The 15747-nt window shown below is 54.7% G+C and carries 21 protein-coding genes; all 21 read right to left on the minus strand.

Annotated features, from left to right (window positions below; translation table 11 throughout):
• Nucleotides 1–40 precede the first annotated feature (40 nt).
• The 21 genes from GV819_RS15885 to GV819_RS15985 all read right to left on the minus strand — a co-directional run bounded on the left by GV819_RS15885 (nucleotide 41) and on the right by GV819_RS15985 (nucleotide 15649).
• Entirely contained in the window at nucleotides 41–2188 is a 2148-nt protein-coding gene (locus GV819_RS15885) for a DNA polymerase (RefSeq protein WP_161757007.1), read from the minus strand.
• A complete protein-coding gene (locus tag GV819_RS15890; RefSeq protein WP_161757008.1) occupies nucleotides 2175–2678 on the minus strand; it encodes a hypothetical protein in 504 nt (167 codons plus the stop codon). The genes GV819_RS15885 and GV819_RS15890 overlap by 14 nt, the downstream gene beginning before the upstream one ends.
• A gap of 68 nt (nucleotides 2679–2746) precedes the next feature.
• On the minus strand, nucleotides 2747–2941 hold the full coding sequence (locus GV819_RS15895; protein ID WP_161757009.1) for a hypothetical protein: 195 nt from the start codon (nucleotides 2939–2941) through the stop codon (nucleotides 2747–2749).
• A 14-nt stretch (nucleotides 2942–2955) separates the two neighbouring features.
• Nucleotides 2956–4644 (minus strand): DnaB-like helicase C-terminal domain-containing protein, encoded by a 1689-nt coding sequence (locus GV819_RS15900; protein WP_161757010.1) that lies wholly within the window; start codon nucleotides 4642–4644, stop codon nucleotides 2956–2958.
• Nucleotides 4631–5185, minus strand: coding sequence for a hypothetical protein (locus GV819_RS15905; RefSeq protein ID WP_161757011.1), 555 nt, complete (start codon nucleotides 5183–5185; stop codon nucleotides 4631–4633). The genes GV819_RS15900 and GV819_RS15905 overlap by 14 nt, the downstream gene beginning before the upstream one ends.
• A 70-nt stretch (nucleotides 5186–5255) precedes the next feature.
• Entirely contained in the window at nucleotides 5256–5702 is a 447-nt protein-coding gene (locus GV819_RS15910; RefSeq protein ID WP_161757012.1) for a peptidoglycan recognition protein family protein, read from the minus strand.
• The gene (locus GV819_RS15915; protein ID WP_161757013.1) at nucleotides 5702–6151 is read right to left on the minus strand and encodes an endonuclease I; all 450 of its coding nucleotides are present in this window, start codon (nucleotides 6149–6151) and stop codon (nucleotides 5702–5704) included. The genes GV819_RS15910 and GV819_RS15915 overlap by 1 nt, the downstream gene beginning before the upstream one ends.
• 2 nt (nucleotides 6152–6153) lie before the next feature.
• Entirely contained in the window at nucleotides 6154–6864 is a 711-nt protein-coding gene (locus GV819_RS15920) for a DUF2815 family protein (protein ID WP_218579758.1), read from the minus strand.
• 133 nt (nucleotides 6865–6997) lie between these two features.
• Nucleotides 6998–7357, minus strand: a complete 360-nt coding sequence (locus GV819_RS15925) for a hypothetical protein (RefSeq protein WP_161757014.1) — start codon at nucleotides 7355–7357, stop codon at nucleotides 6998–7000.
• On the minus strand, nucleotides 7354–7542 hold the full coding sequence (locus tag GV819_RS15930; protein WP_161757015.1) for a host cell RNA polymerase inhibitor: 189 nt from the start codon (nucleotides 7540–7542) through the stop codon (nucleotides 7354–7356). Before GV819_RS15930 ends, GV819_RS15925 begins: the two co-directional genes overlap by 4 nt.
• Nucleotides 7542–7841, minus strand: coding sequence for a hypothetical protein (locus tag GV819_RS15935; protein WP_161757016.1), 300 nt, complete (start codon nucleotides 7839–7841; stop codon nucleotides 7542–7544). Before GV819_RS15935 ends, GV819_RS15930 begins: the two co-directional genes overlap by 1 nt.
• On the minus strand, nucleotides 7834–8097 hold the full coding sequence (locus GV819_RS15940) for a hypothetical protein (protein ID WP_161757017.1): 264 nt from the start codon (nucleotides 8095–8097) through the stop codon (nucleotides 7834–7836). Before GV819_RS15940 ends, GV819_RS15935 begins: the two co-directional genes overlap by 8 nt.
• A 201-nt stretch (nucleotides 8098–8298) precedes the next feature.
• Nucleotides 8299–8694: a hypothetical protein gene (locus GV819_RS15945; protein ID WP_161757018.1), complete on the minus strand. Its 396-nt coding sequence runs from the start codon at nucleotides 8692–8694 to the stop codon at nucleotides 8299–8301.
• 56 nt (nucleotides 8695–8750) lie between these two features.
• The gene (locus GV819_RS15950; RefSeq protein ID WP_161757019.1) at nucleotides 8751–9755 is read right to left on the minus strand and encodes a hypothetical protein; all 1005 of its coding nucleotides are present in this window, start codon (nucleotides 9753–9755) and stop codon (nucleotides 8751–8753) included.
• On the minus strand, nucleotides 9756–10028 hold the full coding sequence (locus GV819_RS15955; RefSeq protein ID WP_161757020.1) for a hypothetical protein: 273 nt from the start codon (nucleotides 10026–10028) through the stop codon (nucleotides 9756–9758).
• Nucleotides 10025–10165, minus strand: coding sequence for a hypothetical protein (locus tag GV819_RS15960; RefSeq protein ID WP_161757021.1), 141 nt, complete (start codon nucleotides 10163–10165; stop codon nucleotides 10025–10027). Before GV819_RS15960 ends, GV819_RS15955 begins: the two co-directional genes overlap by 4 nt.
• A 106-nt stretch (nucleotides 10166–10271) precedes the next feature.
• Nucleotides 10272–12944 (minus strand): DNA-directed RNA polymerase, encoded by a 2673-nt coding sequence (locus GV819_RS15965; protein ID WP_161757022.1) that lies wholly within the window; start codon nucleotides 12942–12944, stop codon nucleotides 10272–10274.
• Nucleotides 12945–13104: 160 nt separating this feature from the next.
• Nucleotides 13105–13443, minus strand: a complete 339-nt coding sequence (locus tag GV819_RS15970; RefSeq protein ID WP_161757023.1) for a hypothetical protein — start codon at nucleotides 13441–13443, stop codon at nucleotides 13105–13107.
• Nucleotides 13440–14141, minus strand: a complete 702-nt coding sequence (locus GV819_RS15975) for a hypothetical protein (RefSeq protein WP_161757024.1) — start codon at nucleotides 14139–14141, stop codon at nucleotides 13440–13442. The genes GV819_RS15970 and GV819_RS15975 overlap by 4 nt, the downstream gene beginning before the upstream one ends.
• A complete protein-coding gene (locus tag GV819_RS15980; protein WP_161757025.1) occupies nucleotides 14141–14791 on the minus strand; it encodes a hypothetical protein in 651 nt (216 codons plus the stop codon). The genes GV819_RS15975 and GV819_RS15980 overlap by 1 nt, the downstream gene beginning before the upstream one ends.
• Nucleotides 14792–15220: 429 nt before the next feature.
• Nucleotides 15221–15649, minus strand: a complete 429-nt coding sequence (locus GV819_RS15985) for a hypothetical protein (protein ID WP_161757026.1) — start codon at nucleotides 15647–15649, stop codon at nucleotides 15221–15223.
• Nucleotides 15650–15747 lie beyond the last annotated feature (98 nt).

Raw genomic sequence — 15747 nt, forward strand, 5'->3', positions numbered from 1 at the left:
ATAGAAACAAGAAAGGCCCCGAAGGGCCCTTGTTGGGTTGTTAGTGGCACTCGCGCCAAGTCGGTCCGATCTTCCCGTCTGTATCGAGGGGACACCGGAACTCGAACGCTTCGCCTACGTTTTTGATTGCCTGTTTGGACACCCCGAGGATGATCTGAGCGATCTCTGGGGTACGTGCTGCAATTTGAAGTTCGTCGTGGACCCAGGCCATGAAACAGAAGTCACCGTCCCAACCATGGATCAGGCCGTGTTCTTCCATCAGGATGCGCTCAACCTCCACCACCCACGCCTTGCAGACCAGCGCACCGGCTGACTGAAGGAGTGTGTTTAGAGCGCTGTGCGGGGATCGAACGTGTATCTTTCGACCGTCAAGGCCTTTGATCCAGCGGCGGCGCCATTTGATATCGAACTTACGGAGCGCAGGGTTCCACTTCTGATCAGCAATAAGCGAGTCTTCGAGAGCCGAACGAAGGTCAGCAATAACTGGGGTGCCTTCAAGGAAGGCTTTCTTCAGCTCCTTACCGCGCTTCGCACCGCCACCGACTATAGAGCCGATCTTGGCGTCACCAGCTCCATACAGGAACGCATAGATGAACGTCTTAGCGTTCCCTCGCCATGCTTCGTGTTGCTCGCTGTGCTTATCGCGAATGGTCCCCGCAGGAATGATCCCCGCGGCCAAACCGTTAGCCCAGTGAACGTCACCATTCAGGACCGTATCGGCATAAGCCCCATCGTCGAAGCGGGCCCCAAAGTGCCCAAGACAACGAAGCTCAAGGCCGGAAGCATCAACCCCAACCTGTACGCAGTTCTCCCAGCCCGGTAGGTGCCTCGCCAAGATTGCCCCGAAGAGCGAACGACACTCAGGGCCATAAGGGGAGCTTGCGGACGGCACTTGGCCCATGTTGGGATAGCTGTGGGTTGCTCGCCCGGTCACCGCCCCGTTAGGGTTGATAGAGCCGTGCATGAACCCATCGGAACCCACGAGGCGCAACCAAGCGTTATCCCCTTCGGCAAGCATCCCGATGCGCTTCTGAATCATCAGATAGTCACGCACCAGGGCAATGCATGCCTGGGCATCTGGGTCAGCAACTCGAACCCCCTCAAGGGTTTCATCATCAACCTTCGGGGCGCCCTTTTCGGTGAACTCTGTGGGCTCCCAACCGGCGATCTTCAAGACCCTAATCAGGTGCTTGCCCGACGCTGGGTTGAAGGTGACGAACTCGACAGGGGTATAGGGAGCCCCCTCGAAGGTTTCGCGCTTGTCCTTGCGCTTCCCGTCCTTGGTGTAGATCCCTCCGACCTTGGGATATTTCACCCGAGGCATCACACGGCCATCCGACCAGAACTCAATGGGTCTCTGTGTCACTGGATGTCGGAATTGCTCAGTGCCGCCCTTTGGTTCGTACCAACTTCCGAAGGTCTTTATGAGCTTCACAAGGAGGTCGGAACGCTGGCCCGCAAGATCCGCATAAAGTCGTTCGGCTCCTTCTTGGTCGAAGGGAAAACCGTTGCGCTCCATCTGGGCCAACGTCCAGGCCACTTCATGCTCAAGGTGTACGGCCCGGATTGAGTTCATCCAGTGTTCGCCGTTAGGAGCGAGGCCACCAGGGAAGTAGTAGGGATCGGACATCAGCTTTGTGACGAGCTTGGAGGTAACCACAACGTCCTGAACGCAATAGGCCTGCATGGCTGGAGACCACTCGGCCCACTCCATGCCTTTCACATAGGTGGTTCCGTCAGCGTTGCACTGAGCTATGAAGTCGTTTTTGTATTCGCCCTTCATCTCTCCAAGGCGGTAACCCCAGGCTTCAAGAGCGTGAGAGCCGAAACGACTACCAGGAAGGCGGCCCGTTCGCAGTAAGCCCGCGTCGGTGTCTCGGATGTTTGCGTAGATCAATCGGGAGAGGACAAGGGTGTCCATGACGCGCTTACGGGGGATGTTTAAGCGCTTGCCGAAGTATTTGCGCTTCAGCTTGTCCAGGGCGGGGATGTCGTACTTGATACCGTTGTGGAAGACGATTAGACCGTCAGGCTTTGCTGCTTCAGCTTCGAGTTGCTGTATGTACTCTTTGAATCGGTCGGGTCCGTACTCGAAAACTTCACCCGTAAAATAATCTTGTGTAACACCACAGTGAAACTTGGAGACGTCCTCAAGAAGGGCGTCCGTTTCGATGTCAGAAGTCAGCATTCGTCGGTGGGCCCTCCTTTCGAGTTGTCTTTTCAGTGATTCGGATGCAGCTCAAGGGGAGCCACAGACCGACCGGCTTGAGCCCGTTGAAGTAGCGGAAATTCACCGCGAAGCCGTGGAAGCCGTCGAGCTTCTGCGATGCAGGCGTGCCCGCTGCAATCCACTGGACGTTATCCACGGTGAAAAGGCAGCCGAATGGCGGCCAGGCGCTGCGCAGGTGGTGCCCCTTGGGGAGCGTGTTGATTACGAAACGGTCCCCTACACGGATGTCAGGATCTACAGGGACCTCGACCTTTACAGGCTCTGGCTTTGGTAGGTGCTTCGCGATTTCAGACAGCAAGTCGTCGTAGCGACCCTTTACGGTGTCTTCGCCTGACCAGCGAGGGGGCTTAGAGGGGGCGGAATCCTCGTAGACGTATCCGAGCGACTCCAGCAGGGCCACAGCAAGCTCCCCTTTCTTGAGGTGTTTACGGATTTCGGAAGAGTTCATTAGGTTCTCCTGTTGGGTTGCTTTAAGGGTTACTGAAAGGGCCCCTTTCGGAGCCCCTTGGATAACGCTTACAGCAGTGATTTGAGCTTCTCGGCCTGGGCCTTCAGGTCCTGGGCTTCTGCCCGCTCATTGGCGGCTTTTTGAGTAGCGGCTTTCGCGTAGGTGGTGTATTTCTCAGCGCTGTGCGCCTTCTTGCCGGAAGCCTTGACGAGGGCGATATGCAGTTTCTTCAAGGCCAGCTTGTACAGTTTCACGAGGGTCATAAGGGGTCTCCTTTTCAGTAGTCGGAATGGGACTCGGCTTGGCCTTCCCATGCTGTGTCAGTGTCGGTAAGACCCTCAGGGGTCCAACCATCCGGGGTCTCGTCGAGCCAGCCGGTTTCGCGGTTGTAGATCAGGTAACCGGCCACTCCGGTCTCCCCAGTGAACCGGCACTTCAGGACTCGGATAGTCACCACGTTCGGGTTATCCCCTTGCTGGTTCCTTTCCAAGGCAATGATGGTGTCGGAGAGTTGGCGTAAGGAGCCGGAGCCACGCAGGTCCGTAATAGATACCTGTCGGCCTTCTTCGTGGGCCTTCCCCTTCTCGGGGTTCTTCAGGTGGCAGATAACGACCATTAGGATGTCGTTGGTTTTCGCGAAGGTTTTCAGCTTGGTCATTAAGCGGTCGATGGTCTTCCGCTCGTCGCTGTTGTCGTCCATGCCAGACACAACAATCGAAATATGGTCAAGGACAATGACCTTGCAGCCCTGCCCCTTCACCATGTAATGCAGCTTTGATAACAGGCGGTCCTCTACCGACTCCGCGAAGGAGTCATAAAGAAACAGCTTGTCGTTCTCAAAGATCGTGTCAAAGGCCGCGTCAAACTCTTCTTCAGTCGTCCCGTCTGGGTTCTGTCTGTAGCGTCTGCGCATGTGGAGGCCCACGAGGTCCTCTACGGTTTCCTCTACGGACTCTTCGAGCATCGCGACACCAGTCTCAAGACCGGAGTTATGGAACCAGTTGTAAACGTTCTGGCGGACGAAGGTGGACTTGCCCATACCCGAGCCGGACGTGACCATGAGCAACTCACCCGCTCGGGCGTTCTTGGTCTTACGGCGCAACTCAGCAGGTCCCATCAGAGGAATCTGCGGGATTTCTTGCTTGTTCTTGATGCGATCTTTGAGGGCCTTTGCGGAGACCACACCGTCAGGCACGAATGGGGCAGCGTTCCAGATGGCGTCCGTAACTGCCTTGGCTTGGCCCTGCTGGATACACTCATTGGCATCCTTGAGGGGCAACACAGCAATCTTCACCTTGCCCGCAGGGAGGACCTCAGCAGCCTCCATAGCAGCCTTCCGCCCTGGCTCGTCCATATCGAACATCAGCACGATTTCATCGAACGTATCGAAGTACTCGTAGTTACGGGCGCAGGACTTACGGGCCGCTGCGGCTCCGGTCGGGATAGAAACCACCGGGTACTTGCCGCCCTGCAACTGGGCCACCGAGAGGCAATCAATCTCACCTTCGGTCACCACGATTTTGCGACCGCTTGACCAGAGATGTTTGCCAAAAAGGCAGTCAACACCATGCTTGCCGGTGGACGAAAAGTTCTTGTCCTCGTCGCGGACCTTCTGACCTACAAGGTTCCCGTGTTCGTCCCGGTAGTCGGCCACCTGGACCCATTTACCACCCCGCTTTCCGACCCAGTAGCCGTACTGCTTGCAGATGGCAGCTTGCAGGAAGCGCTTAGGGAGGTCGGCATAACGGCCTTGGTGGTCAGCAAGCGATAGCGTCCCGTCTGCCCTTAGGGTCTTAGAGCGCTCACCAGATACAGAACCAGTGGCCCCGGTGCGGTGATTACAGACGAAGCAATAGGTATGACCGTCTGAATAAGTTGCACATCCATCCGAAGAACCACAGTCGTCTTGATCACAAGGCCCCTTATGTAACAGCTCACTTTCGGGGTACTCGTCAGAACGATCCATCAGGACCGCCTACAGGGACCTCCAGGGGTTCGCCAGTCGCTCGGCGCCAGGACAGGTCGAGCCACTTCACTTGCATCTTGTCGTGGCGGTCCTTGGTGTAATCCCGGCGAACAGGGACCAACGTAGACCAGTGACGGGCCCCAACGAATCGAACATGAGCCGCGTCGATGCCGTGGTGAATCCCAGAGATAACGAACTGGTTCAGGTTGAAGTCAAATGAATCGACCGCTTCCATAACGTCGTCACACTCATAAACACAGATGTCGATATCCGTGCCTACAAGCTTGAAGCCGCCAACCAGACGGTCAGCTTTCGCGCCGTTGTAGACGTGAAAACCAACAGCGTCCAAACCGGCTTTAACGAGGATCTCGGCAGTAGTCGCCATAGAGACCCCAGCAATGATTACGTCGATGTCCTTGGGACGAACGCCAAAGAAAATGTCACGAGCGGCACCGCCTGCGATGATTGCGGGGACGCCTTCCTTCTGGAACAGCTCCACGATATCGAAAGCGCCCTGCATGGTTGCCCGAGTTACGGCCATAGTGGGTCCTCCTAAGTTAATAAGATTGCGAACAAAGCGAGCCCTGACGGGCCCGCCTGGAATGGGGGGGTTATTGCTTGATGCGGGACTTAAGCCATGCAGCTACGTCAAAGGACGGGCAGGCCTTGCCGCTGTCGAGGTCTCGGTGCCCGCAGATTCGGGCGCCTGGATACCAGACCATGGAGGCTTCCCAGACAAGGCCATCAAGGGCTTGCCACTGGGCTTCCGTGAAGTTGTCTTCAGGCTTCCCTGAAGCGTCGATTCCGCCAACGAGGCAGATACCGAGAGATTCGGAGTTGTGGCCCTTTACGTGGGACCCTACGACATCGCGGGGACGGCCCACTTCTACACGGCCATCGCGGCGGATGATGAAGTGGTAGCCGACATCCAACCAACCTTGCTGAACGTGCCATTGCCGGATTTCCCGAAGGCCAATGTCCATAGTCGGTTTGGTTGCTGCGCAGTGAATAACAATCAGGTCGGTCTTGATCCTCTTGTTGAATTGGACTTTCGCCATTACTTGGTCCCCTTTTCTATCAAGACCCCCGCAGGGATCTCTTTCCTTTTCTCCTTAAGCCATGCCAGGGGCACCAGCTTGTCAGCGTATTGGATTCCGTGTTTGTCGCACCAAGCCCCATAGGACGTAGGCGACCCCTTGTAGAGCTTCGACTTGGAGGACGAGAAGACCAACCGGATATCAAGGTCCGGGTACTGCGCTCGAAGGAGCAGGTGCTTAGCCCTGTCCTCAACCTCCCAGATGCCTTTACATTCGATGATGATCCCGTTTGCCAGGATGAAGTCAGGCAGATACTTCGCGGTTCGCTCTGGGATCGTGTACTTGATCCAGTGTTCTTCGAACGTGTATTCCGCCTTGTTCTTGTCGAGATGCTCGCTGTTCTTTTCTTCGAGGCCGGATCGAAAAACCGCTGAGGTTCTCCGAGGCCCCGTGTAGCGACCGAAGGCCACCCTTAGAAGTCGCCGCCGTATTTATCGTCGTCAGCATCTGCCTCATCGTCGTCGCCGCGCTGATCATCGTCAGACCAGCCTTGTTCCTGGCGATTCTCGTCGGCCACATAGCCCTCTTCGGCTTCGTCGCCCCATTCACCATCACCACCACCGAACTCGACCAGCTTCAACAGCATCACGGAGTCCAACTGAAGCTTGACGGACGCACCAGCGACCGCCGAGAAGCCATAGGCGAACATGGAGAAACGAGCCTTCAGCTCAGAGCCGCCAGAGATTGCCGGAACGTTGTTGATGCGCTTGCCCTTGGAGTCCACGACTTTCAGGACCAGCGGCTTCAGCTTTTCGGTTTTCTTGTCCACGTAGGAGGCGTAAGAACTGAACTTGAAGGTCACCGTACCGTCATCGTTGATGAAGTACGGCATGTTGCCCTCGTAGGGTTCCAACAGCTTCTTACCGCGAGCCAGTTTCTTAACCAGCTCGGGACGTTCCGCTTCGAACTTCTCGCAGATTTCGGCGTAGTTCGCCTCGTGAAGTTTGTTGATCTTGTTGATCAGCGCTTGAGCGTCCTTACTTGGGACAGTGAGGTCTACCTTGTAGACGCCTCGCGGATTACCAAAGCCCTTTTCAGGGTTGCCATAGTCCGGCTTTTGGATTGCGCAGTAAGGCTCAGCGGTGCCGCGTGGGGTAAACATGAATTCTTTCTTAATTGCCAAGAGTGATCCTCCTTTAGATAGGTGATAAGTTTCCTTTCGGGTTGTATTGCTAACAGTGAGGGGTTTTAACGCTGCCGCAGCTCATGCCAAAGAATGGCAATCACCAGGGCGACAGGGATTAGCATCAGGTCCATTAGTTGAACCCAGGACGCGCAACACTTACAGCCCCTTCTTGAAGTTGCTCCCGGCTGATAGCCATAGAGACCTCTTGGGCCGGGCTCTTACGAATAGAGCGGTAGACCGAGTACACAACCGACTTAAAGTGTTCGTGTAGAAACTTCTTGTTGAAGCGCCAAACGTCATGTTTGAAGTGCGCAAGGTCCGCCCCTTGGGAAAGTTCCAGCAGGGTCAGTTCAACAAGCTCTCGCTGTTTGTCGGTCATAACGCGGTCGTAAAGAACACCTGCAAGCCCCGATGCATTTACGTGGCTGTAGTTGTTCAGGTGAAGAAAGCCGTCAGGTTTCGCACGGCCATTACCGTGTGCTCGCCTCATTGAGTCACCATGAAGCGGTCAGTGTTGGGAGCCACCACCGGGCGAATGCGGGTCACCTTTGCCTTGGTGAACATGGTTTCGGTCTGAGCCCATGCCGCGTCCAGGCTGACCGCATAAACGGTTACTTCATCGACGTGATCGTCAATCTGTACGGTTGCCTTAAAGGCTTTAGTTGCTTGTTCCATTAGTTAGAAGCTCCTTGTTCTTTGAGAAGTGCGGACTGTTGAACGAGCCGAGCACCGAAGAACTCGACCTTTTCAGCGTCATAAAGACCGTCCGGTTTTGCGCCTGCTTTAACTTTCCCGAGGGTTCGTTGAGCGGCGCGGCGCCAAATCGCTTTAAAGGCGTTGCCCTCGGCGTAGTTCATTCCGAGCGCTTCGATAATGTCGTTACATTCAGCGATATAGGCGGAGTTGGTTTCCGTAGTTGGATTGTTGATTGCTACCGTGTAGTAGCTGACTGACCCGCCTGTATACTCAGTCATTAACGATTTCCTTCAGGCGCTTAAAGATCAGCGCACAGCGCGGCCAGTTGCCCAGGTAAGGGACCAGTTTCAATCGGCCCAACTTCTGGACTTCCGAAAAGACTCCCTTAGTCAGCAGGAAGGTTTCCTTGGAAGTGTCGTTAACCAACACCTTGTTGACTGGAGCCGGGTAAACCTTGCGAATCTCGCGATTAACACGAACGGAATAACGCAGGGCCTTAACGCCTTTGTTGTGATGCAGGAAAGTTTCGGACACGAGTGGGCCTCCTTTGGTTAGGTGAATGGGTCTTTTAGTTGCTAACAGTGAGGGTTTTTAATTGATCAGTGGCCCAGTACGCGCAGGCAGTAGAACCAACTATGGTCAATCCGGCATTCAGCCCAGAGAGTTACCTCGTACCAGACTGAAAGACCAAGAACAGCAGCTACCCCGGTAATAATTAATGCAGTCTTCATAGCGTCACTCCACCGGATTGCCCATTTGTAGGGCCTTCATGATGTCCCGCTGATTCAACTGCATATCCCGCAGAAGCGCAGACTGCTTTTCGATTCGCCGATCCAGCATCGCAATGGCGTCGCTTTGATCCCTCATGCCCTTCACCCGCTGGATGAACTCAGCGAGATGCTTCCAGCGATATCCGGTGCCACGGAAGGGCGAGCCATAGCGGTGATCGATCAGAATGTCAGGTGTCGCAATGATTTGCTCAAGGTCGCTAAACAGCTCTTTTCGGAAGTTGTTGCGGCGATCCTTTTCACGACCTTCAGCGGCTTCCTTAGCAGCTTCCTTAGCAGCTCTTTGGGCCTCGTCCTGGCCTTCGCACGTAACGGCTCGTTGGTCTTCCAGCAGGCAAAGCAAGCGACTGACAGGGCAATGGTGGTAATGGGGAAAAACAATTGCAGAAAGGTCATGTGTTACTCCTTAATCAGCGGGTCCGAGATGCCCCGGAAAGAGTCGAAACTTGGGTGACGGAGCGAGCCGTTTTCGTAGCGCTCCATAAAGGTGACCTTGCAGGTCCAGCCCTCGTAAGGATTTACCCAAGTAAGCGCCTTCATATCAGTAGCCTTAAATACAGCCTTGGTGAACTCTTCCATTTGGGCCTGACTGATCTTGCAGGCGTTGACCACATGGCCCGACTCAAGGAGGACCTCGAAGCCGATCACCCTGCCCTGGTTCGCCTTACCTTCAGTACCCCAGACCAAGCCAACAACCTTGCCGTCTTCGTTGTCCTTCGGGACTACCTTCCACATGCCGACTTGCTTCGACCGCTTGTAGAAACCGTTAGGGTCCTTGGCTACAACACCCTCGCCACCCTCGCCACGGATCTTGTCGTTGAACTGGTGGAGTTCCTCCAGGCTGAACACGTCGATGGACTCCACCACTTCCCACTGAATTTCGGGGAAGCGCTTTTGTAGGAGAGCCACTTGGTACTCAACGTGATACTTCATGACACTGTGGGGGACCTCGTAGGTCTTGCCAGAGCGGACAGCCTCAAGCGGAAGGATGCCGAACACGACCACCTTCAAGCGGCTAAGGTCAATTTCCTCTTGGCGGCGAAGAGTCCCGGCGATGTCCTTACACTTCAGGTCGTCAATTAGAAGCTCAGCGTCCAGCATGAACCCCTCGGGGAACAGGGCTTCGTCAGTACCAAAGAAGTCCAGCCAGCGTGGGTCCTGATTTAACGGTCCCTCAGCGATTGCCGGAAAGCGCTTACCTTCACGAGACAGCCAGTCAATCCAAAAGCCAGACGGCGCCTCAAGTGCAAGCGAGGGCTGAACACACAAATTCAAACGGACCCCGTCTTCCTTCTTATCTGCAATCAGATAGCTCCCGTCGAGAACCGCCTGAAGTTGCGCTTCGTTGTAGTCCACTGGACGGTGCGGTTTGGTCGGCAGAATTACAGCTTCAACCTTGCTCATTCAGCAGGCCTCCTTGAGGTTTTTAAGACGGTCGTTAATGAGGCGGCGAAGGGTTTCACCTACGGCCTCTTCTTCCTGCTTTCGGATAACTTCCAGGCGCTGCGCCGAAGACCCCGAGAGGAACTTGAGGCCCATCAGGAAAGACTGATCGATTGCCTTACGGCTCACGGAGTCGCCTACGCGGGTCTCAATGCAAAAGGTCCGATGGTCCAGGCGGTAGGCGATTACGCTGTAGGAAAGGGAGTTGCTCTGAGCGGTAAAGAGGGGATTCATTCAGCGGACTCCCACAGTGGGCGGTTGCCGCGCTGGGTCTTGTTGCGCTTACCTTTCTTCGCCCGGATCGCTTCCATCTCTTCAGCATCGCGGCGGGTCTTACGGGCGTTCTTTTCGAAGGTCATTGCGGTATTCAAAAGTGGATCTCCTAAATGGATTCGTTGGGTATTTCTAAAAGTGAGGGTTTTTAAATTTCAGGCAGCAAAAAGGCGCCCTTAGGCGCCCTCTTAGGTGTTGCGGTGGTTAGGCAAAAGCGAAGTCAGACTTCAGGATCTGGGTGATATCCAAGGAGCCCTGAGCGGGGACCTCAGGCATATCCTCAAGCTGGGTCTCATGGAGCTGGTCAAGGAATTGGTCCCTGAAGTCAGCGAGAACGTTTGTAGTCGCGTAGGTCTCCACCATGGTCTCGCGCACGGCCCGGAACATCGCCCCGGCCTTCGCTGGGATCGTCCCAAAGCTGTCATGAATGAGGCTAAAGAAACTGACCCCGTAGGCTTCGTGGGCCTTCACTACGGTCTTCCTTAGGTGGCTCCCATCCTGGCTGTGTACGAAGTTCGGGGAGATGCCCGATTGCTGCTTAAGGCCGTCAATGACGTTGCTGTCACGGACGTTGATCGTCGTTTGGAGACGCATAGAGCCCAGGAACGTCAGGTCAATCCGGCGCTGTTCCTGCTTCATGTACTCTTGCCACACTGGGAAACCGTCCGGGGTGGCCCAGAAGACGGGCATGCATGGCTTGAGCTGTACGCCGGTCTCCTTGCAAATGACCTCCTTGGCTAAGTGCTTGGCTGCGACCTGCAACCACTTCATGGCCTCCACAGCCTTCACTACGGTGACCCCTACGGCGTCCCAAATGAGGTTTGCCATGTACCGGGCGCACTGCGGAACGCTCGCGAAGAACTCTTGACCGGTCCCTCTGTCCATCGCTGGGTTGATGATGTCGCCAATCAGTTGCTCAGAGAATCCGAAAGCCTTCGAGCCATAGGCCAGGGTCATTACGGACCGCTTCGTTACCGAGCGGGTAACCCCATAGCCCAGCCAACCACGGGCCATCCCCTTAGTCCCGAGGATGCGCTTTTCTACAATCTCCCCGGTCTTCTTGTTCGTTACGGTTTCCGTGGAGTCCTCAGAGCCTTCCTCAAGGTCCCGCGCCAGGGCCTCGTTGACCCGATCAGCTACCAGCTTGTAGATATCCTGTACGGACTCGGAAGGAACCAAGTTGACAGCTCGCCCGCCCCGCTCGTCTCGAAGCATCGCGCTGAAGTGTTGAATCCCCGAACAGCTACCATCGAATGCAATCGGCAATGCGGATTCATGCAATGGCCCGTCACGTTTCACCCCTTCCCATTCAAAGCAGAACGCCAGGAAGCAAAAAGGGCTGTCCATCTGGGCCCAGTCAGTGCATCCCAGAGGGTCCCGAGCGCAGGCAAGAATCATCTCTTCGTTCTCCCTGACCCACTGCTTACGTTGATCGAAAGAAACCTTATCGACCCCGGCACAGTTCGCCCCGTGGATCATTAACCACTCAACCCCCTCTTCCCCCACAGGCTCCGCTATGGCTGCCTGCAAGAGCCCCTTGGTCATGTCGTTCCCCTGGGGGTTGAATGCGGGAATCGCGTAGACCCGACCGCGCCAGTCAAGGTTGTAGGGAAAGTAAATCGCTTCGTACTCAGCAAACTTGTTGGCTTGCTCAAGGGCAAACTCATAGCCCAGGCGGCGAGAGATGCGAGCCTTATCCCTGCGATAGATGGCGGAAGCCTCACGTTTCCAAGACTTCAACAGCTCAGGGTCTTCGTCCATGCCTTCGGGACGTGGCGGAAGCTCCTCACGCTCAGTAAGTGGGAATCCGTCGATAGGGACGTTCTTCCACTGCATCAGCGCATTAGCCACGGCCAAGACCCGCTGGTTAACACTCCAAGCGGTCTGTTGGGCCAAGTTGACGGCCTTGTAGACCTCGGGCATGTACACGTCGCGGTAACGGTTGAGCGCCTTCTTGGAGCGAACCCGGATGAACGGGATAGGCTTGCGACCTTTCGCCCAATACCCGCCACCGACCATCGTTGACCACTCACGGGGCGGGACGATCATCGGTTGATGCTGCGGCGAGATGCCAGCGAGGTTAAACGCACGGTCGCAAAGCTTTTTGGCCCACTCAGGATGCAACGAAACGTATTCGCCGTCGTGGGACTTGATGCCTGCAAACTCGCGTTTAACTTCGACTAACTGTGTGGACTCAATGAGAAGTTCGAGTAGTCGAATCCCCATGTGATAAGTCACGTCATTATCGAGCGTGTCCCACTTGACCCACTTAGTCGCCAATTGGTCAGCTTCGAGCATGTGACTCTCTACGCGCTCCAAGAACTTGACTTTATAAGTGTGTCCGTTGCGTTTATTGAGTGCGGCCTTAACGTGCTTCTGAAAGTGTGCAGCCTCTTGAACTCGAATACGGCCAAAGCGCGCCTCTTCCTCCAGGGACTGACCGATACGGATAGCAAGGGATTGAATAGTGACAGGGGAAGGTTTTGCCATGTCTCCCAAAACAATCTTGATAGTGATCGCAGCGACGGCCTCGGCGTTCATCTGCTGGAAGTACGAAAGCCCTACGTGCTTACGGCGGACCTTATGAACTTGATGGTCAACCCAGGCTTCATAAGCAGCGATTAACTTAGGGACCAAGTGGGAAAGTACAGGCTTAGCTGTTGCGTTCTCTGCGAACTCCCCCCGTTCTATCTGCCTCTCAAGTTGCTTACGGAAACGCTCCTCGCCAAGGGTGTACGCTTCATGCTCAAGACTAAGCTGAGTAGCGGCAAGTTCATCACCGTACATACCCGAGAGAGTCTCGAAGGCCCAGGTAGATTCACTCTTGATATCACTGAAGTCGTGCTTAGTTGGTTCAATTTGGCTTTTTACGGACATGACTATCCCTTAGAAGCTTTAAGGGCCTCTAACTAATTAATTGGTTGAGTTATTGAATTGCGGCCGCAGAGGGGCCTTAGAGATATCTCTAAGAACTCTTAAAGAGGATCTCTAAGGGAGGGCCTGGAGGGTTCTACTAACAGTGAGGGGTTTTAAATTTTCACGCTTCGATTGCGGTAATCCTTCCATGTATTTCTTCCAGCTTGTAGACAAAGCGCTTGGTTTCCCGTGTCGCTCGTAATCTGTGGAGGTGTTCGTTCATTGCTCGCACTTCAGTATCAAGAGCACCGGCCCGAAGCCTCTTGTAGTAGTCGTTCTCAAGGGCGCTATAGTCTTCCTCGTGCGACTCCTGCACGATGGTTAAAGCAGCAAGAGTTATTTCTACTGACAACCTCTCAACCCAGCGTTTGCAAGGGCCTTGGCCGAGCCTGAAGACTGTTTCAATCAGCCCCTCCTTAGTGGGGTGTTGGGCATAGAACTTGATCTCCTTCAGATTCATTTAACTTCGCTCCAGTGAACAAGGAGGTTTCTTTCCCCTGCTGTTACGGGCAATCCGTAATGACGCATAGCCTTACCGTTAAAGAACATTGCGTGACCAACTGGCAACTGCGGAACTATAACGGGCTCAGCAAATGGCCCGACATGGACAACAGTCCCGCCGCCTTCATGTTCATTAGTTAAGGCAACAACCATAGTTACGTCCGAGTCGCTATCGGTGTGCCAATGGCCGCGAGGGGTGTTATCTACTGTGTACTTAGCGGCTTGGATAACGCGAAGTTGGTCAGGGTCTTGGCCGAAAAGAACCTTAGCGAGTGGGATAGCCGCGTTATGCCAAAGAGCGCGAAGGCATTCATGCAGACTCGGGCAGTGATGCGAAAAGATCAGCTCAGGGATTTGCGCAGCTTCGTCTTCATCTTCGTTAACTGAGTAGTCCATGCAATCAAGTTCAAGCATGAGATCCTTGCAGAACTTGGCGGACAGGTACGGAAACGAGTAGACGCCTGGAGCGTGCTGTGTGACTTGGCTAAGTGCACCTGCCCAATCAGAGAATCGCCCGTAGTCCAGCGGGGAGATTGGGTTAACCTCCTCCGCGTATTCTGCAAGCTCCTTGAATGTATCTAAGTGCGCGTACAGCTCCGGGGCGAACTTATCAATACTGGGAATTGCGGTTATTGCTTTCGAGAGAACGTATGTCATTACTTCAATACTCCTATGATGGTTACACATTGAGCCGCTTCGGCGGTTAGTTGATACGGAGTAGCTTCAGCAGTTTTCCGGTAGCCCCCACCGTTGCGCTTAGTTACCGTCTCGCCGTCTTTTGGATAAACCGTAATGACGGTCTTACCAAACCCGAACAGCCCCCTTTTGAAACTTGCAAAATAATATTTACCGGCCTCTGTACGGACAATATGCGTTGCGCCCATTTGCTTAGCCCGTGCATGCAACCTAACCCGGCGCTCTGCAACTTCCACACGATTAGCGCGCTGTTCCGCTTGCTGTTTGCGCTCCTCCCGGCGTGCTACCAGCGGATGCATTACCAGCTCGTAAACCCTGCGCAGCAAGGCCGAGAACCGGATTTCCAGAGGACGCACCCAGTGGAACCACGCAGCCCGTGCTGCCAGCTCGCCCACCTCCTGGCCGTTCGATGCGGTGAACTGAAAGTTATTCGAGCCGACAACTTCCTCATCTTGCGGGTCCTGTTTGATATCCACTTGCAGCCAACGAGAACCTTTACGGTTTTCTACATACTGTGAGACCCCGGAAGTTAGTGCGTCTTCCATTGCCTTAAGGATCTTCAGGGCGAGCGAATCCGACGTAAACGCAGTTACGTTAAGTTTGTTTTTCATTTGTTTATTACCGTCTAATGTCGAAGTAGTAAGAGCCGGTGACCCAGAGGACCACCGTTAAGAGGAAGAACCAGAGTTGAATCAATACGAATCCTGTAGCTGCCTTTGAGTTGTTACGCTTGTTTGAGAGTCTTAATTAACTTGTCGCGGGCCTGGGCTGCGCGCGCGTACTCAGTTACCCGAAGGTCCGCTTTAAGCCTCCCAACGAAGTCCCCGCGCTCTTTGCACCGGGAAGCCTCCCCACGAGCAATCTTTGCGTTTTCACGCCAGTGCTTGGCCTCAGCCCGTAGGCGTGGAATGTCGTCTGCAGTGAGCATCAGGGTGTTCCTATGGATATTCAGGGGCTCTCTATCAGTGAGGGTTTTTGCGGGGCGCGTAGGATATTCGCCCAACCCTCACATGTCTATGCATCAATGCATATTTAATGCATTAGCGCATTTGTGGGACCAATGTAGGTTGCTGGTCGATAACCGTGATTGAGCCCCTGTCGGTGATAGCCACCCGCGCTGTCCAGCCTGGATTCAGCTCCGCAAACCGTGGGTGTTCCTTAAAGCTCGTAATGCGGCCTGTACGGTGCTTTCCGATGCCTACGTGGATCATGTCGCCGACCTTGAACTCACTCCCGCGCTTGTAGATCGATTCTTCTTCTCCGTAGGCTTCGGCCCAGGTCCTGGCGACTGCCTTTAGCCAACTCAGGCTGTCATCGCTGTACACGTCGCCGTCCGGTGCTTCCATGGTGTAGCTCGTCAAGCCGTTGGTGCTGAGAGTGAACTTGAAGGCGTGTTCTTGATGACTGGCAGTAATTCCCTCAGGGGCTGCTTTGAGGTCCGCTACGGTGAAGCTACGAAGGGTTTGCATGTCTGGAATCTCCGGCAATCTACGCATTAAAAGCGTATATCTAATCGTGGTCCTGGGCAGTTCTGCCCTGTGGTGCGCAATGTACTCACCAAAAGCGT

The sequence above is a fragment of the Pseudomonas sp. Fl5BN2 genome (genome assembly GCF_009908205.1).
In the GTDB taxonomy this organism is placed as follows: Bacteria; Pseudomonadota; Gammaproteobacteria; order Pseudomonadales; family Pseudomonadaceae; genus Aquipseudomonas.

What these genes read in the sequence shown, in the direction of transcription:
- GV819_RS15890 (WP_161757008.1), bottom strand. Translation starts at nt 2,678, where the DNA reads ATGAACTCTTCCGAAATCCGTAAACACCTCAAGAAAGGGGAGCTTGCT.
- GV819_RS15980 (WP_161757025.1), bottom strand. Translation starts at nt 14,791, where the DNA reads ATGAAAAACAAACTTAACGTAACTGCGTTTACGTCGGATTCGCTCGCC.
- GV819_RS15970 (WP_161757023.1), bottom strand. Translation starts at nt 13,443, where the DNA reads ATGAATCTGAAGGAGATCAAGTTCTATGCCCAACACCCCACTAAGGAG.
- GV819_RS15895 (WP_161757009.1), bottom strand. Translation starts at nt 2,941, where the DNA reads ATGACCCTCGTGAAACTGTACAAGCTGGCCTTGAAGAAACTGCATATC.
- GV819_RS15935 (WP_161757016.1), bottom strand. Translation starts at nt 7,841, where the DNA reads ATGACTGAGTATACAGGCGGGTCAGTCAGCTACTACACGGTAGCAATC.
- GV819_RS15900 (WP_161757010.1), bottom strand. Translation starts at nt 4,644, where the DNA reads ATGGATCGTTCTGACGAGTACCCCGAAAGTGAGCTGTTACATAAGGGG.
- GV819_RS15925 (WP_161757014.1), bottom strand. Translation starts at nt 7,357, where the DNA reads ATGAGGCGAGCACACGGTAATGGCCGTGCGAAACCTGACGGCTTTCTT.
- GV819_RS15930 (WP_161757015.1), bottom strand. Translation starts at nt 7,542, where the DNA reads ATGGAACAAGCAACTAAAGCCTTTAAGGCAACCGTACAGATTGACGAT.
- GV819_RS15910 (WP_161757012.1), bottom strand. Translation starts at nt 5,702, where the DNA reads ATGGCGAAAGTCCAATTCAACAAGAGGATCAAGACCGACCTGATTGTT.
- GV819_RS15985 (WP_161757026.1), bottom strand. Translation starts at nt 15,649, where the DNA reads ATGCAAACCCTTCGTAGCTTCACCGTAGCGGACCTCAAAGCAGCCCCT.
- GV819_RS15885 (WP_161757007.1), bottom strand. Translation starts at nt 2,188, where the DNA reads ATGCTGACTTCTGACATCGAAACGGACGCCCTTCTTGAGGACGTCTCC.
- GV819_RS15905 (WP_161757011.1), bottom strand. Translation starts at nt 5,185, where the DNA reads ATGGCCGTAACTCGGGCAACCATGCAGGGCGCTTTCGATATCGTGGAG.
- GV819_RS15965 (WP_161757022.1), bottom strand. Translation starts at nt 12,944, where the DNA reads ATGTCCGTAAAAAGCCAAATTGAACCAACTAAGCACGACTTCAGTGAT.
- GV819_RS15955 (WP_161757020.1), bottom strand. Translation starts at nt 10,028, where the DNA reads ATGAATCCCCTCTTTACCGCTCAGAGCAACTCCCTTTCCTACAGCGTA.
- GV819_RS15950 (WP_161757019.1), bottom strand. Translation starts at nt 9,755, where the DNA reads ATGAGCAAGGTTGAAGCTGTAATTCTGCCGACCAAACCGCACCGTCCA.
- GV819_RS15975 (WP_161757024.1), bottom strand. Translation starts at nt 14,141, where the DNA reads ATGACATACGTTCTCTCGAAAGCAATAACCGCAATTCCCAGTATTGAT.